This is a genomic window from Acinetobacter tjernbergiae DSM 14971 = CIP 107465 (assembly GCF_000374425.1).
GTDB lineage: Bacteria > Pseudomonadota > Gammaproteobacteria > Pseudomonadales > Moraxellaceae > Acinetobacter > Acinetobacter tjernbergiae.
On the sequence record NZ_KB894355.1, the window covers coordinates 148,823 to 173,896 of the forward strand.

At 40.5% G+C, this 25,074-nt stretch carries 24 protein-coding genes and 3 tRNA genes; 12 read left to right on the plus strand and 15 right to left on the minus strand.

The features are described 5' to 3' along the window. Genes C502_RS0103305 through C502_RS0103325 form a run of 5 tightly spaced genes read left to right on the plus strand, consistent with a single transcriptional unit; the run spans position 1 to position 3,371 of the window. A complete protein-coding gene (locus C502_RS0103305; protein WP_018677442.1) occupies positions 1-369 on the plus strand; it encodes a Na+/H+ antiporter subunit C in 369 nt (122 codons plus the stop codon). Next, positions 369-2,180 (plus strand): monovalent cation/H+ antiporter subunit D, encoded by a 1,812-nt coding sequence (locus C502_RS0103310; protein ID WP_018677443.1) that lies wholly within the window; start codon positions 369-371, stop codon positions 2,178-2,180. The genes C502_RS0103305 and C502_RS0103310 overlap by 1 nt, the downstream gene beginning before the upstream one ends. Beyond that, complete coding sequence (locus C502_RS0103315) at positions 2,180-2,707, plus strand: Na+/H+ antiporter subunit E (RefSeq protein WP_018677444.1); 528 nt, start codon at positions 2,180-2,182, stop codon at positions 2,705-2,707. Before C502_RS0103310 ends, C502_RS0103315 begins: the two co-directional genes overlap by 1 nt. Next, positions 2,704-2,979 carry a monovalent cation/H+ antiporter subunit F gene (locus C502_RS0103320; protein WP_018677445.1) on the plus strand — a complete coding sequence of 92 codons (276 nt, stop codon included), beginning with the start codon at positions 2,704-2,706 and terminating at the stop codon, positions 2,977-2,979. Before C502_RS0103315 ends, C502_RS0103320 begins: the two co-directional genes overlap by 4 nt. Before the next feature lie 11 nt (positions 2,980-2,990). Next, positions 2,991-3,371, plus strand: coding sequence for a Na+/H+ antiporter subunit G (locus C502_RS0103325; RefSeq protein ID WP_018677446.1), 381 nt, complete (start codon positions 2,991-2,993; stop codon positions 3,369-3,371). A gap of 663 nt (positions 3,372-4,034) precedes the next feature. On the opposite strand, the gene C502_RS0103330 is transcribed toward C502_RS0103325, so the two are convergent. From C502_RS0103330 to tpiA, 9 genes are all read right to left on the minus strand, one after another. Then, complete coding sequence (locus tag C502_RS0103330) at positions 4,035-4,436, minus strand: ribosome-binding factor A (protein ID WP_004659268.1); 402 nt, start codon at positions 4,434-4,436, stop codon at positions 4,035-4,037. Further along, complete coding sequence (gene infB / locus C502_RS0103335) at positions 4,436-7,150, minus strand: translation initiation factor IF-2 (protein WP_018677447.1); 2,715 nt, start codon at positions 7,148-7,150, stop codon at positions 4,436-4,438. Before infB ends, C502_RS0103330 begins: the two co-directional genes overlap by 1 nt. Positions 7,151-7,160: 10 nt before the next feature. Further along, positions 7,161-8,645 carry a transcription termination factor NusA gene (gene nusA, locus C502_RS0103340; RefSeq protein WP_018677448.1) on the minus strand — a complete coding sequence of 495 codons (1,485 nt, stop codon included), beginning with the start codon at positions 8,643-8,645 and terminating at the stop codon, positions 7,161-7,163. A gap of 37 nt (positions 8,646-8,682) precedes the next feature. Then, a complete protein-coding gene (rimP, locus tag C502_RS0103345; protein ID WP_018677449.1) occupies positions 8,683-9,207 on the minus strand; it encodes a ribosome maturation factor RimP in 525 nt (174 codons plus the stop codon). 201 nt (positions 9,208-9,408) lie between these two features. Then, positions 9,409-9,485, minus strand: a tRNA-Met gene (locus C502_RS0103350). Between the two features lie 87 nt (positions 9,486-9,572). Beyond that, positions 9,573-9,649, minus strand: a tRNA-Met gene (locus C502_RS0103355). A gap of 44 nt (positions 9,650-9,693) precedes the next feature. Further along, positions 9,694-9,778: transfer RNA gene (locus C502_RS0103360), tRNA-Leu, on the minus strand. Between the two features lie 57 nt (positions 9,779-9,835). Continuing rightward, positions 9,836-10,165, minus strand: coding sequence for a preprotein translocase subunit SecG (gene secG, locus C502_RS0103365; protein WP_018677450.1), 330 nt, complete (start codon positions 10,163-10,165; stop codon positions 9,836-9,838). A 16-nt stretch (positions 10,166-10,181) separates the two neighbouring features. Further along, positions 10,182-10,970, minus strand: a complete 789-nt coding sequence (gene tpiA, locus C502_RS0103370) for a triose-phosphate isomerase (protein WP_018677451.1) — start codon at positions 10,968-10,970, stop codon at positions 10,182-10,184. 369 nt (positions 10,971-11,339) lie between these two features. Here tpiA and pilB point away from each other — a divergent pair, with 369 nt between their 5' ends. The 4 genes from pilB to coaE are packed head-to-tail and all read left to right on the plus strand — an operon-like array spanning position 11,340 to position 15,767. Next, positions 11,340-13,049 carry a type IV-A pilus assembly ATPase PilB gene (gene pilB / locus C502_RS0103375; RefSeq protein ID WP_018677452.1) on the plus strand — a complete coding sequence of 570 codons (1,710 nt, stop codon included), beginning with the start codon at positions 11,340-11,342 and terminating at the stop codon, positions 13,047-13,049. Between the two features lie 24 nt (positions 13,050-13,073). Next, positions 13,074-14,300, plus strand: coding sequence for a type II secretion system F family protein (locus C502_RS0103380; protein WP_018677453.1), 1,227 nt, complete (start codon positions 13,074-13,076; stop codon positions 14,298-14,300). Then, positions 14,300-15,160 carry a prepilin peptidase gene (locus tag C502_RS19625; RefSeq protein WP_018677454.1) on the plus strand — a complete coding sequence of 287 codons (861 nt, stop codon included), beginning with the start codon at positions 14,300-14,302 and terminating at the stop codon, positions 15,158-15,160. Before C502_RS0103380 ends, C502_RS19625 begins: the two co-directional genes overlap by 1 nt. A 1-nt stretch (position 15,161) precedes the next feature. Continuing rightward, positions 15,162-15,767 (plus strand): dephospho-CoA kinase, encoded by a 606-nt coding sequence (gene coaE / locus C502_RS0103390; protein ID WP_018677455.1) that lies wholly within the window; start codon positions 15,162-15,164, stop codon positions 15,765-15,767. Here coaE and C502_RS0103395 read toward each other — a convergent pair. The 3 genes from C502_RS0103395 to ppnP form a co-directional block, all read right to left on the minus strand. Further along, a complete protein-coding gene (locus C502_RS0103395; RefSeq protein WP_018677456.1) occupies positions 15,764-16,675 on the minus strand; it encodes a DMT family transporter in 912 nt (303 codons plus the stop codon). The genes coaE and C502_RS0103395 overlap by 4 nt on opposite strands. A gap of 30 nt (positions 16,676-16,705) precedes the next feature. After that, a complete protein-coding gene (gene rlmB, locus C502_RS0103400) occupies positions 16,706-17,455 on the minus strand; it encodes a 23S rRNA (guanosine(2251)-2'-O)-methyltransferase RlmB (protein WP_018677457.1) in 750 nt (249 codons plus the stop codon). Between the two features lie 166 nt (positions 17,456-17,621). Continuing rightward, positions 17,622-17,948, minus strand: a complete 327-nt coding sequence (ppnP, locus tag C502_RS0103405) for a pyrimidine/purine nucleoside phosphorylase (RefSeq protein ID WP_018677458.1) — start codon at positions 17,946-17,948, stop codon at positions 17,622-17,624. Positions 17,949-18,305: 357 nt separating this feature from the next. Here ppnP and recN point away from each other — a divergent pair, with 357 nt between their 5' ends. The 3 genes from recN to ruvX all read left to right on the plus strand — a co-directional run bounded on the left by recN (position 18,306) and on the right by ruvX (position 21,071). Continuing rightward, on the plus strand, positions 18,306-19,967 hold the full coding sequence (gene recN / locus C502_RS0103410) for a DNA repair protein RecN (protein ID WP_018677459.1): 1,662 nt from the start codon (positions 18,306-18,308) through the stop codon (positions 19,965-19,967). 113 nt (positions 19,968-20,080) lie between these two features. Then, positions 20,081-20,635, plus strand: coding sequence for a YqgE/AlgH family protein (locus C502_RS0103415; RefSeq protein WP_018677460.1), 555 nt, complete (start codon positions 20,081-20,083; stop codon positions 20,633-20,635). Next, on the plus strand, positions 20,628-21,071 hold the full coding sequence (gene ruvX, locus C502_RS0103420; RefSeq protein ID WP_018677461.1) for a Holliday junction resolvase RuvX: 444 nt from the start codon (positions 20,628-20,630) through the stop codon (positions 21,069-21,071). The genes C502_RS0103415 and ruvX overlap by 8 nt, the downstream gene beginning before the upstream one ends. A gap of 271 nt (positions 21,072-21,342) precedes the next feature. Here the strand turns inward: ruvX and C502_RS0103430 are convergent, their stop codons facing one another. From C502_RS0103430 to C502_RS0103440, 3 genes are all read right to left on the minus strand, one after another. Then, on the minus strand, positions 21,343-22,344 hold the full coding sequence (locus C502_RS0103430; RefSeq protein WP_018677463.1) for an HlyD family secretion protein: 1,002 nt from the start codon (positions 22,342-22,344) through the stop codon (positions 21,343-21,345). Between the two features lie 71 nt (positions 22,345-22,415). Next, complete coding sequence (locus tag C502_RS0103435) at positions 22,416-22,616, minus strand: DUF1656 domain-containing protein (protein WP_018677464.1); 201 nt, start codon at positions 22,614-22,616, stop codon at positions 22,416-22,418. Beyond that, positions 22,609-24,702, minus strand: a complete 2,094-nt coding sequence (locus tag C502_RS0103440; RefSeq protein WP_018677465.1) for an FUSC family protein — start codon at positions 24,700-24,702, stop codon at positions 22,609-22,611. Before C502_RS0103440 ends, C502_RS0103435 begins: the two co-directional genes overlap by 8 nt. Positions 24,703-25,074 lie beyond the last annotated feature (372 nt).

Consider the following 25,074-nt stretch of genomic DNA (forward strand, 5'->3'; position numbering starts at 1 on the left):
ATGGTTAGTATTGAATTTCTACTCGCTTCAGGAATTGGTCTACTGAGTGCAACAGGCATCTATTTAATTCTACGTGCCAGAACATTTCCTGTTGTGCTTGGTTTAGCCATGATTGGCTATGCCGTAAACTTATTTTTGTTTGCAATGGGGCGTACTCAAATTAATGCACCTGCAATCATTACCGAAACAACCAAAGTAACCGACCCACTCCCTCAGGCATTGGTACTGACTGCAATTGTCATTGGTTTTGCAACCACGGCTTTTATCGTACAGCTTGCACTGCGTAGTCGTTACGAGTCTGGGACAGATCATGTTGACTCAAAAGAAGAACCAACCTTGACTTATGACCCACGCGAGGATGAGCCATAATGTTTGATTTCAATAGTTTTTGGCATGCTCATACTCCAATTTTAAGTATTCTCATTCCAGCATTTACCAGTTTTTTATTGGTTTTGTTGGGGAATCCAGGTTCTGGTTCTTTAAAACAAGATTGGCGACAACCATGGCGACGTGGCATTAGTCTAGGTTCTACACTTCTAGGCCTAATCACAGCAATCAGTTATTTGATGATCGCCAATACAGGTCAAGTCACCGTTTACCAACTCGGTGAATGGTCTGCGCCCTTTGGGATTGTCTTAGTCCTCGATCGTTTATCTGCATTCATGTTGGTGCTCACTTATGCACTTGCCGCACCTGTCATTTGGTATGCCAGTGATAACTGGGATACACGAGGGCGCTACTTCCATACCATGTTCCATTTTCTACTGATGGGATTAACAGGTGCATTTCTCACAGGCGATTTATTTAACTTATTCGTGTTCTTCGAAATATTGTTAATGGCATCTTATGTACTGCTATTACATGGTCAAGGTCGCCCCCGCTTCCAACTCGGGGTACATTACGTCACCATTAACTTAGTAGCGTCTGCCCTGTTCCTCATTGGTTTGGGCATGATTTATGGTAGCGTTGGTAGTTTAAATATGACCGATGTAAGTCGCCTCCTTCCAACTTTGGATAGTGATCAACATAAACTTGCAATTGCAGGTGGCTTATTACTCTTTGTGGTATTTGGCATCAAAGCAGCAATGTTACCTGTTGGCTTTTGGCTACCCAAGACTTATGCCGTTGCAAGCACTCCTGTGGCAGCTATTTTTACTATCATGACCAAAATGGGAATCTACGCCATTTTACGGGTCAATGGCACCGTCTTTGATGATGCGCTCGCACAAAGTATTTTTAAAAATACCTTACTGATTATTGGCTTAATCACTTCATTTTATGGCGTGATTGGTGCAATTGCTGCTGAACGCCTACGCCGTTTTGTTGGCTTTATGGTGCTATCATCTATTGGTACATTGCTGATCGCAATTGCGATGTTCAACACCCAAGCTTGGTCAGCAGCATTATATTATTTAGTACATAGTACGCTGGTTGCCGCCGCATTCTATTTATTCTGTGGTTGGATGACCTCGCAACGTGGTTCTTTCAAAGACCATTTAAAAGTTGCACCTAAAATCAAACAGGAAAAAGCAGCAGCATTTACTTATTTTACCATTGCATTGATGATGGCAGGTTTACCCCCTTTCAGCGGTTTCTTAGGTAAAGTGTTTATCTTACAAGCAACCGCTGAAACGCCTTATCAAGGGTGGATTATTGCCGTTATCCTTGTTGTTAGCCTACTCAGCATTATTGCACTTACCCGTGTTGGTTTTATCCTGTTCTGGCGTGCAAGCCCACCTGAAGCAAATCCAAAAGAAGCTGCTTATGCTGCCTACCAAGCTTTACCTGCGGTTGCGCCAAATCGTAATGACAAAGCAATCTATATGCTTTTGGCAGGACTAATTGCTTATGTCATATTTGCTGCCCCTATTCAAACCTATACCGTTTTAACCGCACAGCAAATCCAAAATCATGCACTTTATCAACAAAGTATTTTAAAACATGATATGCAAGGTCGTGCGATTAGTGTGCAGCCATTTGATGCAGGTTATTTACCTGAAACAAAGTATGGTGGTGAAGTCGAAGATCATAATGCCCTATTAATTCCAGATGTGATCTCGAAACCAACGTTACAAGGCGAGCATATTTCTGAATATAAACAACGCCAAATAGCCGAGCAAACTTTGGCTAGTCCCACAATTCCCAATACAACACAATTAAAACCGATGGAGGAACACTAATGCAAAAACGCGCTTTGCTTGATCATTGGTTTCCTCATCCCTTTGTGTCATTTTTAATTTTTGTGACGTGGTTAATGCTGTCACATAGTTTAGATATTGCTGACATCTTTACCGCATTGTTATTAGGCATTCTGATTGCTCGTTTGGTTAGCCCTTTCATTACGCGTACACCACGTATTCACTGGTTACCTGCAATCAAATTATTTTTTGTGGTGTTATGGGATATTGTGATTTCTAACTTTCGTGTGGCTAAAATGGTACTTGGGCCAATGGATCAGTTACACCCTAAATGGTATCGCGTTCCACTAGAAACTGAGCATGAGCAAGTCAATACGCTATTAGCCATGATTATTACCACTACACCAGGTACGGTATCTGCGGGGATTGATCAAGAACGTGGTGATATCTTAGTTCATGCGCTGAGTACTGATCATGCCGATCTAGATATTCAAGACATCAAGCAACGCTATGAAATGCCTTTGCTCGAAATCTTTGATGTAAAGATCACAGAAGGAGCAACTCAATGACCATTTTACCTTATGCAGTTGGTATCAGTTTAATTGCGATCACGATTTCAATGTTTCTTTGTCTAACCCGTATGATTATTGGGCCATCTGTTGTTGATCGCTTGCTTGCACTCGACACCCTTTTTCTTAATGCAACGTGTCTGATTGTGGTATTGGGCATCTATTGGGCAAGTACCAATGTATTTGAAGGTGCTTTATTGGTGGCTATGCTCGGTTTCGTTTCGACTGTTGCACTGGCTCGTTATTTTACCACTGGGCATGTGATTGATTAAGGAGATCGGTTATGCAAATAATTCTTGAGATTATCATTTCGTTCTTTTTGATCTTTGGTGCATTCTTTATGCTCGTAGGTTCAATTGGGATGATTCGCCTACCCGATTTATTTATGCGTCTGCATGCACCGACTAAATCAAGTACGCTAGGGTTAGGGAGCTTTTTAATTGCAGCTATGCTATTTGGAGCAACACAAGGTCGTTTTGGTTTTGCTGAATTATTAATTACTTTATTTGCCTTTATTACTGCCCCAGTATCTGCAAATTTGATGGCACAAGCTGCGATTCATTTACGTCTGCGTTCAACCAGTGGTGATGTGCCAGAAGCTTTGAATCGACCATTACCTTGGCAACGTTATCGTCGTGTTGCAGAAAAAAAAGATCAACTATAGTTGGTCTTTTTTATTGAATTGCAATTTTTGGCAATATTCTATCAATAGATCAGCCTTTCATTATTTATCAGATCCTATAAATATAGTTGCTCACATTGGTTGATCATCAGCACATTCTTATACGCCTGACTCGACTGGCCACGAATACTCAACATATTGGTTTTTTGATCAATATCATAAGTAATCTCGATATAGTTAGAAGAATTGGAACTGATTGCATGACTGTTCAATATTCGAGATAAATCAATCTGGTTTAGGTCTAGCGCCAATCAAAGTCATTTACATAATCGACAACTGTCTCACCTGACCATTGAACAAAAATTCGTATCTAGACGAGCTTTGTTGTATAAATGGAATTCATCCATTAATGCTATACGAATATTGTGTTTCGAATTGTTGAATGGTTTTAATTGCTTGTTATCGGTAAGCTTGCCACTTAATTACTATTATCTTGTCTCTTTTCAATACAAAATTGTCTATATATTTTTTGAATTATCTAGGAAAATAACTTTAGAATGAGAAATATTTATCCTTAAAGCTGATTTCTTAGATTGCCAAAAAACTACAAATTATAGAGTTAAGCCAACGTTCCATATCACTCCCTATTTTTATAAAAATCTTAGAACATAAAAAAGCCACCCTAAGGTGGCTTTCTTTTAGAACTTATTCTTTATCGTCTTGCCCTTGTTCAGGCAGATCCTTCACAGCTTCCGCGATCAGACCAAACATATAGTTACCATAAGCATTGGTTTTATCATAATGGAAACGCAATCTTGGCGTAATACGTGTCTTGATACGACGGCTCAACTCATGACGCAAGAAACCAGATGCTTTATTTAATACATCTAAAGTCTCTTTATTTGCGACTTCACTTTGCTCATCACCAAGCTCACGCCCCATTACAGTAACATAAACTTCAGCATAACCCATGTCTGCACTGACTTTCACCGCAGAGATGGTCACTAGACCACCTAAGCGAGGATCTTTAAGCTCTTGACGGATCAGTTCAGACAACTCACGTTGTACTGAATCCGCCATGCGCTTTAAGCGTTGGCTACCCGCCATTAAAGACTCCGTTTAATCAATTGAACATCATAGACTTCGATCTTGTCTTTGACTTTGATGTCTTTATAGCCTTTCACCGCAAGACCACATTCCATACCGGCACGAACTTCTTCAACCACTTCTTTATAACGACGAAGAGATTCAAGTTCACCTTGGAATACAACCACGTCATCACGTAATACGCGAATTGGTTTATTACGGTGTAACATACCTTCAAGTACCATACAGCCTGCTGCTGCACCAAATTTACTTGAGTGGAACACTTCACGCACTTCTGCAACACCCAAGATCGTTTCACGATGTTCAGGTGCAAGCTTACCGCTCATTGCAGCTTTTACATCATCAATTAAATGATAGATGACGCTGTAATAACGAATATCGATGCCATCTTGATCAGATTTTTGACGAGCGGTGTTATCTGCACGAACGTTGAAACCTAATAATACTGCTTCTGAAGATTCAGCTAAAGTTACATCTGACTCAGTGATCGCACCAACACCAGAACCAATGACACGAACTTTCACTTCATCTGTAGACAGCTCATCAAGCGCAACATGTAATGCTTCTAAAGTACCACGCACATCTGTTTTGAGTACGACATTCACATAAGGAATATCTTTTTTACCCATAGATGCCATGATGTTTTCAAGACGCATTGCACTCGCACGCTCTAGACGCTTATGACGCTCACGGTCAGAACGAGCATCAGCAACTTCACGTGCTTTCTTCTCATCATTGACGACAAGAACTTCATCACCCGCCATTGGCGCATCAGGTAAACCTAAGATTTCAACTGGAATTGAAGGACCAGCAGAAGTAATACGTTGACCATTTTCATCAACCATCGCACGAACACGACCATAAGATGAACCAGCAAGTACCAAGTCACCAATGTTCAATGTACCATTTTGTACAAGAATTGATGTTACTGCACCACGACCTTTGTCAACACGTGCTTCGATTACAACACCTTGTGCCGCACCTTCAGCTGAAGCTTTAAGCTCCATCAATTCAGCTTGGATCAAGATTAAATCAAGTAAACCATCGATACCTGCACCAGAGTGTGCCGATACTTTTGCAATTGGAACATCACCGCCCCACTCTTCAGGTACGATACCTTTAGTGGTTAATTCATTTAAGACACGGTCAACATCTGCAGACTCTTTATCCATTTTGTTGATAGCAACAATAATTGGAGTACCCGCTGCACGTGCATGGTCGATTGCTTCAGCAGTCTGTGGCATTACACCATCATCAGCAGCTACAACCAGAACCACGATATCCGTTGCTTTTGCACCACGTGCACGCATAGACGTAAACGCTGCGTGACCCGGTGTATCTAAGAAAGTAATAATTCCTTTCTCAGTCTCAACATGATAAGCACCGATATGCTGTGTAATACCACCCGCTTCACCCGCTGCCACTTTAGAGCGGCGAATACGATCCAGCAATGATGTTTTACCATGGTCAACGTGACCCATGATTGTCACGACTGGTGGACGAGTCGTTTGTTCACCACGTGCTTCTTCAGCGGCTTCTAATAAATTATCTTCAGCTTGTGTATCCGAAACTAAGACAGGGTTATGACCCATTTCTTCAACAACGAGTACCGCAGTATCTTGGTCAATCGCTTGATTTTGAGTAACCAACTCACCCATTTTCATGAGTGTTTTGATCACTTCACGAACCTTAATTGCCATTTTTTGAGCAAGATCAGCAACAATGATTTTTTCACCAATCTCAACATCATAAACTTGCTTTTTAACAGGTTTTTCAAAACCATGTTTATTGGCTTGGCTGGTTTTTAAACCACGCTTATGATGGCTTTTGCTGAAGCTTTGCTCTGATTGAGCATCACCACCACGACCGCCTTTTTTACCAGCACGTGGGTTTGCAGTTGCACCACCACGTTTGATTTCACGGTCTTCCTTATTAAAGGAATCTTCATATGCTTGACCAACAAGGCCAGCAGCTAAAGGTGAATCATCAATGACACGAATTGTTGTGGTTGCATCATCATTTGAATATTTTGATGCCATTTTACGCATTTGCTCAAGTGTACGCTGTTGAGCTTCTTCTGCGGCTTTACGACGCACGACTTCTTCAGTTGCTTTTAACTGAGCAGTTTGTGCTTCACGTGCTTTCTTCTGTTCAGGCGTTTCTGTTGGTCTTACAACAGGTGCTTTAATGATTTTATCGCTATTACGCTTTTTCACCACAACAGCCGCTTTTGCTGGTGCTTGAACTGAACCACCAGAAGTATGCGCTGCACGCATCGCTTCTAAAGTCGCGTTGGCTTTTTGCTCAGCTACATCACGTGCATTTTGAACTGCTTGATCACGTGTACTTTGCTCTACACGTGCTTTTACATCTGCTTCTACACGTGCTTTTGCTTCAGCTGCAAGTAATTCAGGGTTCGGTTTAGCAAAAACTTGTTTCTTGCGAACTTCAACATTAATGTTTTTTGCTTTACCCGACGTACTTGTTACTTTAGCAGTACTGGTTGTTTTACGTTTCAACGCAATTTTTCCTGTGTTACCACTGTCCTGACCATGTACTTTTTTCAAATGATTGATCAAAGTATTCTGTTGTTCAGCGGTAATAATGTCATCTGCTTTACGCTGTGGTAGACCTGCTTCGCGAACCTGCTCTAGGAGTTTCTCTACAGGACGTTCTACGCTGAGCGCTAACTCTTGAATCGACTTGTCCGTCATCTATTATCTCCTAGTTAAACCATGATTCACGTGCTTTCATGATTAATTGACCTGCTTTGTCATGACCTAAACCGTCGATATCTGAAATATCATCAGTTGCTTGATCTGCCAAATCATCAATCGTAATCACACCACGCGCCGCCAATGCATAAGCAATCTCAGTGGTCATACCATCCATACTGAGAAGTTCTGCACTTGGCTCTTGAATATTTTCTTGCTGTTTCAATGCATCAGTTAAAGCAGCTTCTTTCGCACGGCTTTGCAACAATTCAACCAAATCAGCTTCAAGCTCAATTTCATCAAATGTTTCTGCTGGAACGTAAGCAATCTCTTCTAATGAAGTAAAGCCCATTTCAACTAAAGCCATTGCTAAGTCTTCATCAATATCGAGACGTGATACAAACATATCAAGATATTGTTGTGCTTCATTTTGCTGACGAGCACGATACTCTTCTTCTAACATCATGTCGAGTTTATAACCCGTTAATTCCGATGCTAGACGTACATTTTGCCCTTGTGAACCAATTGCACGGGCCAATTGATCATTGGTTGCAAAAATGATATCCGCACTACGTGCATCTTCATCTAGTACAATGCCTGATACATCAGCCGGCTCTAATGCGCTTGCAATATATTGAGCAGGATCATCAGACCACACTACAACATCAATACGCTCACCATTTAGCTCTTGTTGCACCGCTTGAATACGTGTACCACGCATACCAATACATGCACCAACAGGATCAATACGATGGTCATTAGTCTTCACTGCAATTTTAGCACGTACACCGGGTTGACGGGCAGCCGCTTTAATTTCAATGATTTCTTCAGAAATTTCTGGAATTTCTTTTTTCATTAATGCAATCAGCATTTCAGGGCGTGCACGAGACAATAAGAGTTGTGCACCACGACCTTCACGATTTACGCTGTACAAAATCGCATTCATACGCTGTTTAGGACGTAAAATTTCTTTGTGGATGGTTTCTTCACGTGCCAAATAAGCTTCAGCGTTGTCACCAAGATCAATGATAAAGCCATCTTTGGTTTGCTTTTTCACTTCACCGTAAATCAACTCACCTACTTTAGATTCATAAGCATCTGCAACAAGTGCTCGCTCTGCTTCACGAATCTTTTGTACAATCACTTGTTTTGCAATTTGCGCAGCAATACGACCAAACTCAATCGACTCAACTTCAAGCTCACGAATATCACCAATCGACCATTTTGATGCATCCACATCAGAAATTGCATCCTGACATGCTGGCATTTCATGATCTTCATCCGCAACTAGCGTCCATTGACGGAAGGTACGATAGTCGCCCGTTTTACGATCGATCTCAACACGAAGTTGAGCTTCTTCTGAATTTGTGCCTTCGTAAAATTTTTTCTTCGTTGCTGCAACAAGTGCCTGTTCTAATGCTTCGAAGATTGCTTCACGACTAACACCTTTTTCATTACTAACCGTTTCTGCAACGGTAAGAATTTCACGGCCCATAAGTCACCTACCGATTTCTTATAAAATTAAGTTAATATTAGTCTTGATAGATTAAATTTGCTTTATCAATATTATTACTATCAATTTCAAGCACATGTTGACCTTCTACTTCAACCTGAATTATTTCATTTTCCAGATCTACAGAAAGTAATTTAGCTTGGAACTTACGACGGTTCTCGACGGCAGCAATTAATCGTAAAGCGACTTGTTGCCCAGTATATGCAGGCAATTGATTCAATTGAAAAAATGGACGATCCCAACCTGGTGATGAAACTTCTAAAGCGTATTCACCAGAAATAGGATCATGGACATCAAGCATTGCACCGACTTGTTGCGTTACTAAAACACAATCTTGAACGCCAATACCACGACCTTGCTCAACTTCACCATCTTCATTAAGAACAGGTTCTACATTCTCATTGAGCGCTTTATCAATATAAATGCGTAATAAAGAACGTTTGCCTTGTGGCAGGAATTCAATCCCCCACAGATCCACACCACAAGCAGCTACAGCTGGTGCGATAAGATCATATAATGCTTGAGATTTATTTGATAATTTCATTTACTCTCGTCGCTCTCATGCGAGCCTATCAATCAATCTTAACCGTATAGTGAAGCACGACTATTTGACCAATTGATGTCGGCAACTACACGATAGCTAAACAACCAATAAAAAAGGGCGTAATCGCCCCTATATTACACAGAAAAGCGTAGCCCACTGTGCAAAAAGGCCCACTATAACTGTGAGCCTCTTTTAGAAACTTGGTAGCGGGAGCTGGATTTGAACCAACGACCTTCGGGTTATGAGCCCGACGAGCTACCAGACTGCTCCATCCCGCAACAACGTGCAAAAATTATATACAAATATAAAGAAAAGTCAATTTAAGTTTCTTTACATTTGCTTGACTAAGTTGCACCTTAATCAAATGGTAGCGGGAGCTGGATTTGAACCAACGACCTTCGGGTTATGAGCCCGACGAGCTACCAGACTGCTCCATCCCGCAACAACATATACACTGCATACACCAAACTTACTGGTTATTAAGCTTGGTGCGGAAGGGGGGACTTGAACCCCCACGCCCTAAAGCACTACCACCTCAAGGTAGCGTGTCTACCAATTCCACCACCACCGCAGCTTTATGGGACGCATCATATGCCTTTAAATGAAAAAAGGAAAGGATTAATTCAACTTATTCAGTCGTTTTTGGCGCGTTTGGTGAAGTTTCAGTCGATGTGACTGGTGCAGAAGTTGATGTCTGTACAGATTTTAAGCTGTATGCATCTGTAGTTTGCTTTTTCGCAAAGATTGCAAGAGTTAAGCTGGTTGCAAAAAATAGTGCTGTAAAAATCGCAGTTAAACGCGTCAAGAAGTTACCCGCACCTGATGCGCCGAAAACTGTAGCAGCACCGCCACCACCAAATGATGCACCTGCATCCGCACCTTTACCTTGTTGCACCAAAACCAACGCAATAATTAATATTGCTAGAATGATGTGTACAACGAGTACAAAACTATACATCTCTATTCCTCGTTATTTACTTTTGTGCAAATGCACTTGCAATTTGGTAAAAAGATTGTGCATTCAGTGATGCACCGCCTACTAAAGCACCATTAATATCAGGACATGCCGCCAACTCAACTGCATTTTCAGCTTTCACACTACCACCATATAAAATGGCAATATTTGCACCCCAAGTTGTAATTTGTTTTAAACCTTCACGTATTTTCACATGCATGGCTTGAGCATCTGCTGGTGAAGCCGTTTTTCCCGTACCAATCGCCCAAATAGGTTCATACGCTATCACAATATTCTGCCATTGTTCAGTTTTAACGACAGATGCAATATCGCAAATTTGTTGTAACACCACTTGTTCAGCAACACCTTGTTCACGTTGCTCTAAACTTTCACCCACACAATAAATGACTTTCAAATCTGCATTTAATGCATTATGCAATTTTGCTTTTACAGTTTCAGCATCATCACCAAATAATTCACGACGTTCGGAATGTCCAATTAAAACAAAAGCTATCTGGCTATCTCTAAGTAACTCAGCACTGACTTCGCCTGTATAAGCACCAGTGCCCGATACTTTAGATAAGTCTTGAGCGACCGTAAAGATTGTTCTATTCGCATCTTTTAATTGTGCTTGTATATTGGTTAAAGCAATTAAAGTAGGCGCTACACCAATATGGCACCGTTCAGAAGGAATCTCTTGTTGTTGCAACAATTGTTTAAATTCTTCTATTAATTGAAAGGCATCAGCCTGCATTGGATTCATTTTCCAATTGCCAACAACCCAAGGGGTAATCGTCGAACTCGACATACTTCGCCCGCCTACTTACTAATTTCTAAAAAATGCTGCATATTTTACACGGATTTTCATAAAATTCAGTTTTTTCTTTAGCGTTTAAATTCTAGTTTTAGTATTAAAACGCTCAATGGCCTGTTTAAACATTTTTAAAGCAGTGAAAACCATATTTATTTGAAATCATGTCGATTCTTGAAATATATTTTTTATGTTTTTGAGCCAACACGACTATACTTAAAAAATTAATTTGTAAAAAATTCGATCAGTTCAAAGTTTTTAATACGAATCAAGTCAAAAACGACACTTTCTCTAGTAGTATTTTTGCGTAACAAAAGTATAATTTTCATAATAGCTATTATAACCATATTGTCATAAGGCGGACAGATGTCAGGACTACATACGTCTCCAAAATTTTCGGGGTTTATTCGACGCTTAGTCGAAGATGGTCATATGACTGCAGCAAACATGCAAAATGCAATTGATGCTGCAAAAAAGGCTAAACAGGATATTGTTGCTCATCTGATTGAACACCATCGTCTTGCTCCTCTTACAATTGCGGAAGGCATTTCATTAGAGTTTGGTGAACCACTTTTTGATTTGGCTGTTTACGATACAGCATTACTACCACGTGAATTAACCGATAATAAGCTCATACAAAAACATCGTGTTGCGCCGTTAATACAACGTGGGCAGATTTTATATGTTGCGACAAGTAACCCAACCAATATTGATGCTTTAGATGCCATTCGTTTCAATACAAAGCTCAATATTGAACCCATCATCGTTGAGCACAATAAACTTGAAAAATTAATTGAACAACAGTTTGGTGATACAAGTAGTTTTGATTTTGGTGATAGCGAAGATTTTGACCTCGATGTAGATGTTAGCCAAGATACAACTCAGGATGATGAGACACCTCAAGGTGATGAGTCTCCGATCGTTAAGTACATCAACAAACTCTTGATCGATGCTATTCGCATGGGTGCATCTGACTTACACTTTGAACCTTATGAGAAATCATACCGTGTTCGATATCGTGTCGATGGTGTATTACGCCAAATCGCCAATCCGCCATTACAAATGGCAACCCGCTTAGCTTCTCGTTTAAAAGTCATGTCGCAAATGGACATTTCTGAAAAACGTATGCCGCAAGATGGTCGTATTAAACTCAAACTATCAAAAACAAAAGCAATTGATTTCCGTGTCAACTCTTTACCGACGCTCTTCGGTGAGAAATTAGTACTGCGTATTCTAGATCCATCTAGTGCAATGCTCGGGATTGAAGCTCTCGGTTATGAAGATGAGCAAAAAGCATTATTTATGGATGCGCTTGAAAAACCTCAAGGGATGCTATTAATTACGGGTCCAACAGGCTCGGGTAAAACGGTATCCTTATACACAGGTTTAAATATTCTAAATACCGAAGATACTAATATCTCTACAGCAGAGGATCCTGTCGAAATTAACTTGGAAGGCATTAACCAAGTTAACGTTAATCCAAAGACAGGTTTAACTTTCTCTGCCGCACTTAAAGCCTTCTTACGCCAAGATCCAGATGTCATCATGGTCGGGGAGATTCGTGACCTAGAAACTGCTGAGATTGCAATCAAAGCAGCTCAAACAGGTCACATGGTGATGTCTACCCTACACACAAACAGTGCTCCTGAAACCTTGACTCGCTTACGCAATATGGGTGTACCTTCATTTAATATTGCAACCTCAGTGAATCTTGTAATTGCACAGCGCTTGGCTCGTCGCTTATGTTCACAATGTAAGGCACCTGTTGATGTACCGAAACAAAGTCTTTTAGAGTTAGGATTTACTGAGCAAGATTTAGCTAATCCAGATCTTCAAATCTTCCAACCAATTGGATGTGCAGAATGTCGTGAAGGATACAAAGGGCGTGTAGGTATTTACGAAGTGATGAAAGTTACTCCTGCTATCTCGAAAATTATCATGGAAGATGGTAATGCGCTACAAATTGCAGCAGCATCAGAACAAGCTGGTTTTAATAATCTACGCCGCTCAGGTTTGAAGAAAGTAATGCAAGGTATTACTTCTTTGCAAGAAATTAACCGAGTTACAAGTGAATAAAATTAATAAAAAGGATTGATGGTCATGGCAGCTAAAAAAGCGCAAATGATGCCTACTTTTGCCTATGAAGGGGTGGATCGTAAAGGGGCAAAAATTAAAGGAGAATTACCAGCACGTAATATGGCTTTAGCTAAAGTTACATTGCGTAAGCAAGGTGTTACCATTAAAAACATTCGAGAAAAGCGTAAAAATATTCTCGAAGGTTTGATGAAAAAGAAAGTCACCACTTTAGATATTACAATATTTACTCGCCAATTAGCGACCATGATGAAAGCCGGTGTTCCTTTAGTCCAAGGCTTTGAGATCGTGGCAGAAGGCTTAGAAAACCCAGCAATGCGAGAAGTCGTACTTGGTATTAAAGGTGAGGTTGAAGGCGGTAATACTTTTGCAGGTGCTTTACGCAAACACCCACAGTATTTTGATAATCTATTCTGCTCACTGGTTGAATCGGGCGAACAATCTGGTGCACTAGAAACCATGCTAGATCGTGTTGCGATCTATAAAGAAAAAAGTGAATTATTAAAGCAAAAAATCAAAAAAGCCATGAAATATCCAATTGCGGTGATCGTAGTTGCTCTTATTGTTACGATTATTCTAATGGTAAAAGTAGTTCCTGTTTTCCAAGATTTATTTAGTTCATTTGGAGCTGACCTTCCAGCATTTACTCAAATGGTCGTTAATATGTCAAAATGGATGCAAGAGTATTGGTTTATTCTTATCTTAATTATTGGCGCAATAATTACAGCTTTTCTTGAAGCCAAAAAACGTAGTAAAAAATTTCGGGATCTTTTAGATAAAATGGCACTCAAAGCTCCTATTTTTGGTGATTTGGTCTATAAAGCAATTATTGCCCGCTATAGTCGAACTCTTGCCACTACATTTGCTGCGGGTGTCCCTTTAATAGATGCACTAGAGTCTACAGCTGGTGCAACGAATAATGTTGTTTACGAAGAAGCCGTAATGAAAATTCGCGAAGACGTTGCAACAGGTCAACAACTTCAATTTGCGATGCGTGTGTCAAATAGATTCCCGTCAATGGCGATTCAAATGGTTGCGATTGGTGAAGAATCAGGTGCACTCGATAGTATGTTAGATAAAGTCGCAACACACTTTGAAAATGAAGTAGATAACGCAGTCGATGGTTTAACTTCGATGATGGAACCTTTAATTATGGCTGTTCTAGGTGTATTAGTAGGTGGTTTAGTTATCGCAATGTATCTCCCAATCTTCCAAATGGGTTCTGTGGTCTAATGCAAGAATTCCTTTTTTATTTTACTCAAAACCCAATTGCTCTATATATCGCAGTTGGGCTTTTTAGTCTATGTATTGGTAGTTTTCTAAATGTTGTCATTTTTAGAACACCCAAAATGATGGAACAAGAGTGGCGACAAGAATGTCAAATACTTATAGATCCAGAACAACCAATGATAGATGAGCATAAATTAACCTTAAGTAAACCAGCATCTACCTGCCCTAAGTGTCAATCAACGATTCGTTGGTATCAAAATATTCCTGTTATTAGCTGGTTAGCTCTTCGAGGAAAATGTGGTTCTTGCCAAAATCCGATTAGTATTCGCTATCCATTGATTGAGCTCTTAACTATGAGTTGCTCACTCATTGTCGTTGCAGTGTTTGGCGCAACAATACAAATGTTATTTGGCTTAGTTTTGACATGGGTTTTGATTACATTAACGTTTATTGATTTCGACACTCAACTACTACCGGATCGCTTTACCCTCCCTTTAGCAGCATTAGGTTTAGGCATCAATAGTTTTGTTATCTACACTTCGGCTGCTTCGGCTATTTGGGGCTATTTGATCGGCTTTCTCTGTTTATGGATTGTTTATTATATTTTTAAGCTAATTACAGGCAAAGAAGGTATGGGCTATGGTGACTTTAAGCTACTTGCCGCCTTAGGTGCTTGGATGGGACCAATGATGCTTCCTTTGATCATTTTGCTTTCATCCATAGCTGGTGCTGTTATTGGTATTATATTGATAAAAATTCGTGGTGAAAATCAACCTTTCGCATTTGGCCCCTATATTGCAATTGCAGGCTGGATTGCATTTTTATGGGGTGATCAAATCATGAAAGTTTATTTAGGTGGTTAATATGAGTTTTATCTTGGGAATTACGGGCGGTATCGGCAGTGGTAAATCAGCTGCTACACAATGGTTTGAATCCCAAGGTATTACTGTTATCGATGCGGATATTGTTGCGCGAGAAATTGTTGAACCTGGTCAACCGTCTTTACAAGCCATTCAACAGTCTTTTGGAGATTGGGTATTATTAGAAGATGGCAATCTCAATCGACGTGCGCTTCGTGAATACATTTTCCAATTTCCAGAAGCTCGCCAGACCCTAGAAAAGATCACACACCCCGCGATTCGCCAATCAATTATTCAGCAACTACAGCAAGCTAAAAGTCCATACGTGATCTTAGTTTCTCCACTGCTATTTGAAACCAATCAACATGAACTGGTACACCATACCTTACTGATTGATGCCGATGAGCAAATCCAGTTACAACGTGCGAGTCAACGCGATGGTCAGAATGAAGAACAAATTCGAAAAATTATTGCAGCACAAATGTCACGTACTCAAAAGCAGCAACTTGCTAATGATACCGTCTTGAATGATGGTTTATTAGAACATTTACATCTACAACTTAAGCCTTTACATCTAAAGTATTTACAACGTGCTGAGCAAGTATTCTAATCTTGCTTTTGTTGTGCAAGTTGCTGGCTCAGCGTGTCTTTTTTAAACCAGCGCCAAGGTTGTAATGCCCCTACCCCCATCCCAACCAAACCACAAGCAATTGCCGCATTCAATGGCTCATCCAATAATGGAACAGCAATCACCGCAGCCATAAAGGGTGCTAGAGTCACGATACTGCCTGTTTTGAATGCACCTAAACGCTCAATGGCTGCAACATAAGTTAAGGTTGCAATAATTACCACCAAGACGCCATGAAATAGACCCTGGATGAGCAAATGGAGAGGTTCTGCTTCTTGAAAATGCTTTGGGATAAATAAAATATAGATGGGTAAATAAATAATTGCTGACCAAATCGCGACACTCGCCATAGAATGCCATGCCGATAATTTCCACTGTTTAAGTAAAACAGTAAAAATCCCCCACCAAACTGCACTGATAAAAAAGAGTAAATCACCCAGTCCCAAGGCTGAGGCTTGATCATGCAGCATTAAATAACTCATAAGAGCCAATGCGCTTAGCATAATACTCAAGCTTAACCAGGTATGTTTATCAAAAGGTTGTCTAAACAATAAATAAGCGGCAACGGCGGTACACAGTGGAATACAGCCATTTAAGAAAATTGCAGCATGGGCTGCTGGTGCTTGCAGAAAAGCGGTATAAACCGTTAAACAATAAGCCAAACCACCTGTTAATGCCAAAATCACAGGGCGAGGATGCCACAAAAAAGCTAAATCTTTTTTGTAAATGAGTATCGGCATTAAGGTGAGAAAAGCAATTGCAAAACGCATTGCCACCAAATCCCAAGCACTGACATGCCAATGTAAATTTAAACGGGAGAAAATGGTAAATCCCCCCCAAATACACATTGTAATTAAAACAAATAGATAACCTTGCGTACGAGCAGTCATTTAAGATTACATTGGCAATACTTGTGTGAATTATACAACACTACGTTGACGGCATGCTTCATAAAGTGCCATACCTGTTGCGACACTCACATTTAAACTCTGCAAATCACCAGACATCGGAATATATACCGTGTGATCACATTGTGACTGCGTAATCGGTCTCAAACCCGTATCTTCTGCACCCATCACAATTACCACAGACCCACTAAAATCACATTGCTGAATCGGTAATGCTTTTTCATCTAACATCGTACCGATAACACGTGTATGGGTTGTGTCTTTCAAATGTGCTAAGGTTCGAGCCAAGTTCGTCACTTGAATAAATTTAACCTTTTCTGCTCCACCTGCAGCAACTTTACGTGCAGTAGGTGTCAAGCTTGCTGAACGATCACGAGGCACAATCACCGCCTGAACACCCATCGCAGCCGCAGTACGAATACATGCACCCAAATTATGGGGATCAGTCACTTGATCAAGTGCCAATAACAAAGCATTTGGGTTTTGTTGCATCAATTGATCTAAATCTGTTTCATTTAATACAGGGTGTGGACGTACTGCCGCAACGACCCCTTGATGAAAAGGCAAGCCTGCTAGTTTTTCCAAACTATCGCGACTCGCTTGTTGAACGCTCACACCAAATGGCTCTGCAAGCTGTAAAATCTTTTGCAGACGCTGATCATCACGACCTTTTAAGGTAAATAGAGTCAAAACTCGCTCAGGCTCTAACTCCAATAATGACTCCACCGAATGAACGCCATAATAATATTCAGGTTTTGCCATGAACGACCTCTAATAGTTTCATATCAACGAAAAATAAAAATCCTGCAAAGTAACTTTACAGGTGAGGAGCGAATAGCTCCGCAAGGGAATTTAATAAAAAAATCCTGCAAAATGAATTTACAGGATTCTCTTTAGGTATAGTGTACCCGATTTAGGAAGCGATCAGTTAACCTTCTAAATGACACACATAATCAAGTACTTCATCTGTTTCAATGTGGAAAACACTGTTTCCTGGTACATAGAATGACTGACCTGCACGGAATAGTTCACTTTCAGTACTATCCGCAATTTTCACGCGACATTCACCAGAAATGATTTCCATACGCTCAGGTACATGCGTTTCAAAAGTTAACGCTTGTTCAGTGGGTAAAATCACACCTAACGTCTTTTTTGTACCATCTTCAAATTGTACGGTATGGCTAATACAAGTCCCACCAAAATACACATTTGACTTCTTAATGACCGTAACATGATCAAACTGCACTGAACTCATGCCTACTCTCCAAATAATGCAGCATTTATATTAGGTTATGATGGACGTAGTTTAATTGTGCCTGCGTCACTAATCAATCCATTTTTATCATGCTTTAGCAGCAATTTTCATGCCTTTCTACTAAAGTCATGAGCAATGCACAGCAGCTTGATTTCAGCAATACAAAAACCAATCCATAAACGGCACACGTAAAATTATAGATACGCCTCTTATTTTACTGATTTATTTCCAACAGCATCATATTTCAAACGATTCAAAAAATAATGGCTGTTTTAGCTCAAGCAACCAAGATACTCTTGTCGCATGGGCAAAATTTCTCTATCTTTAAGCAAAAGATTTTGTGCATTGGATGCATTTATGCTCACCCATTTAACTTTAATTAATTTTGCACTCGCTGACCACTTAGCATTAGACATTGAACAAGGTTTTAATGTCCTGACTGGTGAAACTGGCGCAGGTAAATCTTTATTGTTAGATGCATTATCTGCCTGCTTAGGTGAACGTACTGATACCAATTATGTCCGTTATGGTGCAGATAAAGCAGATTGCACCGCAGTTTTTAGCTATCAACCTCAAAGCGCTGAAGCCAATTGGCTCACAGAACATGAATTGGGTGATGATTCTGGGGAAATCCATTTAAGACGTGTCATCTTTGCTACGGGTCGGAGCAAAGCATGGATTAATGGACGTCCAAGCAGTTTGGCTGAACTCAAAGAAATTGGGCGTTTACTGGTACAACTTTATAGTCAACATAGCCAACAACAATTACTTGAACCGCCATACCCTAAACATTGGTTAGATCGTTATCACAATTTTGCAGAACCCGCAGATGCTGTACGTGATGCTTATAGTTGTTGGCAAAAAAATATTCGTCAGCACCAAGCTGCTTTAGAAGCTCAAGCAACACGTATTCAAAAAATCCAAAGTTTAGAATCACAAATTGAAGAACTCGAAGATGTGATTCAAATCGATTATCGTGACACAGAACAAGAATTTGACCGCCTCAGCCATCATGAACATATCATGCAAGACTGTGGTTATGCTCTAAATGTCTTAGATGAAGCTGAGCAAAATATTACGCAAGAAGTTGCCTCTATTATTCGTCGTTTAGAATCTCATGCAGGTCGCAGTGAACAACTCGCTAGCATTTATAACTCTTTGTTAAATGCACAAAGTGAAATCGAAGATGCGACATCAAGTTTGCGTCAATTCATTGACCGTCAAAGTTTTGATCCTGAGCGAATGGAACAACTCAATACAACCCTAGAAGTTTTCCATCGCCTCGCTCGTAAATATCGCACCCAGCCTGAGAGCCTTAAACAGGACTATGCAGCATGGCAACAAGAACTAGAACAATTACATCAACTTGAAAATCCTGAAACATTAGCGGAACAGGTAGAAATTTCTTATCAAGAATTTATACAAAAAGCACAACACTTAGATGAGATTCGTCGAGCTGCGGCAATTCCGTTAGCCAAACAATTGACTGAGCAAGTGAAACCTCTTGCCTTACCAGAAGCATACTTCGAGTTTAAGTTTGAGCCAATGGAACCAGCAAATGCTGAAGGTCTCAGCTTTATTCAACTTTTGTTTACTGCCAATAAAGGGATCCCTGCCCAACCACTGGCACGTGTTGCGTCTGGTGGTGAACTCTCTCGTATTGCGTTGGTTATGCAAGTCATGAATGCTGAAAAAACTGAAGCTGAAGTATTGGTTTTTGACGAGATTGATGTGGGAATTAGTGGTGGTACTGCCGAAGTGGTGGGGCGTTTACTCGCTGACCTTGCACAGCACGTACAATTACTCTGCATTACCCACCAAGCCCAAGTAGCAGCGCAATCCGATCAACATTTATTGGTGAAGAAGCAACAAACCGATCCAGCAAGCAGTACCATCATTGAACTTGATGAAGCGCAGCGCATTTTAGAGTTAGCACGAATGTCTGGCGGCGTGGAAATTAGTGAAACGACTTTGCAGCATGCTAAACAATTGCGTCAATTAAAATTTCAGTCCGCCTAAATGGAGCAAAGAAATATTAGAAAATGATTGGCGAAATCCAATCATCTCTTGTATGTTGATAAAAACAACCCATATCGATAGATCAGCATAATATTTGATGGAGAACCGCCTAGGTGACGAAACAATATTTAACTCACCGTTGTCTCATTGCTCCACCAGACATGGCAGATGACTCTTTTGCAAACACAGTCATTTATATTGCTCGCCATGATGAAGATGGCGCTCAAGGTATCATTATCAACCGCCCTTCTGAGCTACAAATCAAAGAGTTACTCAATGATTTAGAGATTGATGCGGACAATGTACAACCTCATGCCGTGCTACAAGGTGGGCCTTTACGCCCAGAAGCAGGATTTGTCTTACATACAGGTCAACCCACTTGGCATTCTTCGATTGCAGTTGGCGAAAATGTGTGTATTACCACCAGCAAAGATATTTTAGATGCGATTGCGCATAATGAAGGTGTTGGTCGTTATCAAATTGCTTTAGGTTATGCCAGTTGGGGCAAAAATCAGCTCGAGGAAGAAATGGCACGTGGTGACTGGCTGATGTGTGACTCAGATATGGATTTGATTTTTAATCTACCATATGACGATCGTTGGGATGCAGCCTACAAAAAAATTGGTGTAGACCGTACATGGTTTGCTTCAGAGATTGGTCATGCCTGATTTAAAAACCTCACAATCGATTATGGCCTTTGATTTTGGTACTCAAAAAATGGGGATTGCGATTGGTCAATCGAGTATTGAAAGTGCCAATCCCCTGCCTTTATTCGTCATGAAAGATGGTATTCCTGACTGGAATAAATTGTTAAAACTCGTCAAAGAGTGGCAACCAAATCTTTTTTTAGTGGGCTTACCCCTCAATATGGATGATAGTGAATCTGAGCTATCTGCTCGCGCACGAAAATTCGCACGTCGTTTACGTCACCAAACCAATATTGCAACGTGGATGGTGGATGAACGCCTGACTACACGTGAGGCGAGAGAAGAGCTTGAGTTTTATCAAAACAGAGGACAAGCAAAGCGTTTATCAGCTGATAGTTTTGCCGCTGCGCTGCTGATCCAAAGTTGGTATCGTGACCCTGCGGGAATAACGCCTTAATCAAACAATATTCGCGATTCTAAGTCAAAAGACGAATAATTCTATCTTGTCTTTTGGTATCTACATCAAATCCGAGTTGGTAGAACACACGTGACGAGCAACATGGATGTTGCGCTGTTAAGTGGTGTGAATATGGACGTAGCATCAAATCCAATCAAGGTCTTTATTACTTTTCATTTTTCAAAAATAATCAAAACACCAATACAAACACGATCCAACTTTTCCAAACTGATGCGATTGCACCCACACCACTGATCACAAACGACAGAACTCATTTCTCAATAATTCGAACCGTCGCAGTACGCCCAGAAACAAAAGCCAAAGGATTCTGGGGTTGCTCATCTAATACGATCTTGACAGGTACACGTTGCGCTAAACGTACCCAACTAAAGGTTGGATTTACATTCGCCAATAAATTCGAACTGCCTGAACGCTCACGATCTTCAATCCCTGTGGCAATGCCTTGAACATGACCACGAATCAATTGACGATCCCCCATTAACTGTACGGTTGCAGCATCACCGACATGGATACGATTCAATTTAGTTTCTTCAAAATAACCCACCACATAAAGTTGATGACGATCTAATAAAGCAGCAACCGCTTGCCCTACCTTCACATAATTACCCACACGTAAATCAAAGTTGGCTAAAGTCCCATCCGCAGGTGCAACAACCTCTGAACGGTTCAAATTCAATTGGGCTAAATGTAAATTACTATTCGCGACTTCAATCAACGCTTGCTGTTGTTGAATAGCAGCATTCGCCTGTTCAATACTCGCTGCGAGTTGTTCACGTTCAGCCACAGCTTGATCACGTGTCGCAAAGACCTGATCTTGCTCTTGCTTAGAAATTGCGCCATCCATCAAACTGGTATATCGCGCTGCATTCTTTTCAGCCAATTTCATATTCGCTTCAGTTTTGACTAAACTCGCCTTAGTACCCACTAAATTTGCATGTGCTTGCGCTAAACCTGCTTTGGCTTTAGCCAAATCAGATTTGGCTTGCTCAACGTCAAGTGCTTGACGCGCCACATCAATTTTAAATAGCACCTGACCTTTTTTCACCGTCTGGTTATCTTGTACCAAAACTTCAGTCACCAAACCATTAACGTCTGAGGCAACTTGAATCACATCACCCCGTATCCGCCCATCACGCGTCCACGGTGCGGCATTATAGTAATTCCACAAATGTACAACTGCATAAACCGCGATCAGAACCGCAATGATTAATACCATCGGACGTATGATTTTTCGCACATCAAATGCATTCATGTTCATCACCTTTACCACATCTCTTTAAATCATTAAATTTCAGAATGAGCATCTATTTAGAAACTTGAAACCTATAGCCAAATGAATAGCCAATGCACGAATAGCAACAAAACCATGTAAAAGCACAAATTGAAAATACTCGGCAGCGCAATCCATCCTTTCATCACTAAGCGGTCAATCAGTGGACTCAGCAACTTAAAAAGCACATAGGCAATAATTGCTTGTACCAAAAGGATTGGAATATAAATCCCATAAACATTGATCTCACCCATGTGACACACCTACGCCATATATTTCCGAATACATCTGTTCTGTTGAGACATGCCCAATGCTTTCACAAATATTATTCAGAGAAATCAACATTCTTTGAGCCAATTGCTCATCGTCAATCTGCTGTGCAATTCTTTGTAATACTGCTATTTGCTGTACGATTTGAGCTGAAAAATGGTTCAAAGAAAGCTGCTTTTCTTGTCGTTGAAAGTACTCAGCAAGTTGCTGCTGCAAGAGATTCACTTCACTTTGCAAGTCAATGCATTCAGGCAATTTGTGACTAATCTCTTGTAGCCGTACTAAATCAATAATCGAACTACTCTCAATCAATGCATTTTGAATCGAGGTTTTAATTTCAGGATTCTGAACCATTTTGGTATTCAGTACCCCGACACGATCTAACATGCCGCGCAAATGAATTTTAAACTCGCTACCATAAGAGAGTGTCAGTGCTTGACGCATGGCTTGATAATGCAAGGTTAAAATCCGTGTGGCACTGATATCAGGAGAAACTGCCCGTACAAGATCAATCACGATCAATGAAACCAATACACCGAGCACCATTGCAAATGAACTATCCAAATAAGAAACAGCATCTATGCTGTATTTGTTATGTAGATTCAGCCCCATCATGGTATTAATCCCAAGTACCATTCCCACAGGCATCAACATCTGATTTGCCATCATGCTGACAGCCACCAAAAACACAGGAAATAGAACCAGAGCCAGTTGCCAAAAATGCGTGACATGCGGAAAAATGCCGAAAGCATATAAAAACACCAGTCCTGCCGAAACAATACTGCCCCAGATAAAGATTCGTAGTACAGGCACAGGATTATCCAAAGCGGTCAAAATACAGGCTGTAATTGCCCCCATCTGTGCCATCATAAAACCTGCTTTCCAGCCTGAAAGAATCCATGCACCTGTTACAATGAAGGTGATTAGAACCGCACTGATTCCACCTCGAATCGCAATTCCATGGTCACGATGCAAACTTGGATATTTCGTCGTTATTGCAGTGATTTCTGTTGGAATTTCTTTATTGCCTTGCTGAATCTGCTGCCAAAGTAATTTGACCGCTAGAATATTGGTAATAAAATGGCGAACATCCATTTTCAATGCTGCCAGTACAATTTGTTGTTCGGGCGTCGCAATTGCAATCAATTCAGAAAAATCCTCCTCAAAACCACGAGGCAAGGTCTGCAAATCCGTAGGGATTAAAACTTTCTCTTGTTTTAAAAATGCCAAGCTATGTTGACGGATTCTACTCAAATGCGGAGCAAGATTAAGCAGTTGCATGTGTTCAAGCTGTTTTACCCGTTGAGATAATGCGACGAGATTGGCCACCACCAAAGACACCTGATGCAGCATTTCTTGTAAGGGTTTCGTCATTCCCTTCAATTCACCTTTTTCATAAGCCAAATGTACAGCCAAGGCATGAATATCGGAGGTATCACGGGTAATGACCGACAGAATTTGTGTGTAATTCTCAGGTGTTTTTTGAACCGTAATTAGCTTTTCAAAAGTTGCTTCTAAATCATTGAGTGTTTTATTGACACGCTGCTTAATCATTGCGCCAACATGAACAGGAAAAAATGTCGCCGAAACAACGGCTGTCGAGATGACCCCCACAGAAATTTCCAGTACCCGTGCAACAGCGATATCAAAAATATTATAAGTATCAATATAGGTAATTGCGTTATAGACAATCATGGCGGTTGAATAACCTGCCAACATAAAGACGTAACTACGCGGCGTTCGGTCTAACAAAGAAACATATAAAGCAAAGCCCACCCATAAAGACAAAATAACCGTGAATAACCACGGCGTATTGATAAAATACGGTGTCAACATCAAGGCAATGATCGCCCCTGCCACAGTACCAACCAAACGATAAACACATTTTGAGGACACCATGCCTGAATAAGGATTGGCAATAATCATCACGGTTCCAATCGACCACATCGGATTAATCAAATCCAGCTCGAATGAAATAAACAATGCCAACATGCCTGCCACAAATGTTTTGCACGCAAAGATGAGGTCGAGTCGGCTCGGTCGAAAAGCCAACAATTGTTTAAATAGCATGAACGTGTCTCTATTCAGCGTCAGTCTGATTAGTCCTATCTATAACGCCACAACTTGATGTGAAGAATCATCTAGCTGACTTAAAAGGATTAAATCAGTCCGATAGGAATAAAGCTGATGATTTGGAATGGTGCGCAATACTTGGAACTTTTGAGGACAACTCCCCTAAAAGTTATTATCCAAATAAGACATTGTGCTACCAATTTTTCCAAAACACAGCAAAATAGTCAACACAAATTATCACTATTTGATAATTTTCAATTTTAATTTAAAATAATACTCATAAATTCATCATCAATTCTCAGTTTAATCCTGAATTTATTGATCAAGAATAATCCGACTTAAAAGTCCATACCCGACTTCAGGCTTTTC

Bases quoted from the DNA above. Each gene is read 5' to 3' on its own strand.
- C502_RS0103315 (WP_018677444.1), top strand. From the start codon at position 2,180: ATGCAAAAACGCGCTTTGCTTGATCATTGGTTTCCTCATCCCTTTGTG.
- C502_RS0103330 (WP_004659268.1), bottom strand. From the start codon at position 4,436: ATGGCGGGTAGCCAACGCTTAAAGCGCATGGCGGATTCAGTACAACGT.
- C502_RS0103440 (WP_018677465.1), bottom strand. From the start codon at position 24,702: ATGCTATTTAAACAATTGTTGGCTTTTCGACCGAGCCGACTCGACCTC.
- C502_RS0103435 (WP_018677464.1), bottom strand. From the start codon at position 22,616: ATGGGTGAGATCAATGTTTATGGGATTTATATTCCAATCCTTTTGGTA.
- C502_RS0103320 (WP_018677445.1), top strand. From the start codon at position 2,704: ATGACCATTTTACCTTATGCAGTTGGTATCAGTTTAATTGCGATCACG.
- C502_RS0103395 (WP_018677456.1), bottom strand. From the start codon at position 16,675: ATGACTGCTCGTACGCAAGGTTATCTATTTGTTTTAATTACAATGTGT.
- recN (WP_018677459.1), top strand. From the start codon at position 18,306: ATGCTCACCCATTTAACTTTAATTAATTTTGCACTCGCTGACCACTTA.
- coaE (WP_018677455.1), top strand. From the start codon at position 15,162: ATGAGTTTTATCTTGGGAATTACGGGCGGTATCGGCAGTGGTAAATCA.
- C502_RS0103305 (WP_018677442.1), top strand. From the start codon at position 1: ATGGTTAGTATTGAATTTCTACTCGCTTCAGGAATTGGTCTACTGAGT.
- C502_RS0103380 (WP_018677453.1), top strand. From the start codon at position 13,074: ATGGCAGCTAAAAAAGCGCAAATGATGCCTACTTTTGCCTATGAAGGG.
- nusA (WP_018677448.1), bottom strand. From the start codon at position 8,645: ATGGGCCGTGAAATTCTTACCGTTGCAGAAACGGTTAGTAATGAAAAA.
- C502_RS0103310 (WP_018677443.1), top strand. From the start codon at position 369: ATGTTTGATTTCAATAGTTTTTGGCATGCTCATACTCCAATTTTAAGT.
- ppnP (WP_018677458.1), bottom strand. From the start codon at position 17,948: ATGAGTTCAGTGCAGTTTGATCATGTTACGGTCATTAAGAAGTCAAAT.
- ruvX (WP_018677461.1), top strand. From the start codon at position 20,628: ATGCCTGATTTAAAAACCTCACAATCGATTATGGCCTTTGATTTTGGT.
- rlmB (WP_018677457.1), bottom strand. From the start codon at position 17,455: ATGGCAAAACCTGAATATTATTATGGCGTTCATTCGGTGGAGTCATTA.
- C502_RS0103325 (WP_018677446.1), top strand. From the start codon at position 2,991: ATGCAAATAATTCTTGAGATTATCATTTCGTTCTTTTTGATCTTTGGT.
- infB (WP_018677447.1), bottom strand. From the start codon at position 7,150: ATGACGGACAAGTCGATTCAAGAGTTAGCGCTCAGCGTAGAACGTCCT.
- C502_RS0103430 (WP_018677463.1), bottom strand. From the start codon at position 22,344: ATGAATGCATTTGATGTGCGAAAAATCATACGTCCGATGGTATTAATC.
- tpiA (WP_018677451.1), bottom strand. From the start codon at position 10,970: ATGTCGAGTTCGACGATTACCCCTTGGGTTGTTGGCAATTGGAAAATG.
- C502_RS19625 (WP_018677454.1), top strand. From the start codon at position 14,300: ATGCAAGAATTCCTTTTTTATTTTACTCAAAACCCAATTGCTCTATAT.
- pilB (WP_018677452.1), top strand. From the start codon at position 11,340: ATGTCAGGACTACATACGTCTCCAAAATTTTCGGGGTTTATTCGACGC.
- secG (WP_018677450.1), bottom strand. From the start codon at position 10,165: ATGTATAGTTTTGTACTCGTTGTACACATCATTCTAGCAATATTAATT.
- rimP (WP_018677449.1), bottom strand. From the start codon at position 9,207: ATGAAATTATCAAATAAATCTCAAGCATTATATGATCTTATCGCACCA.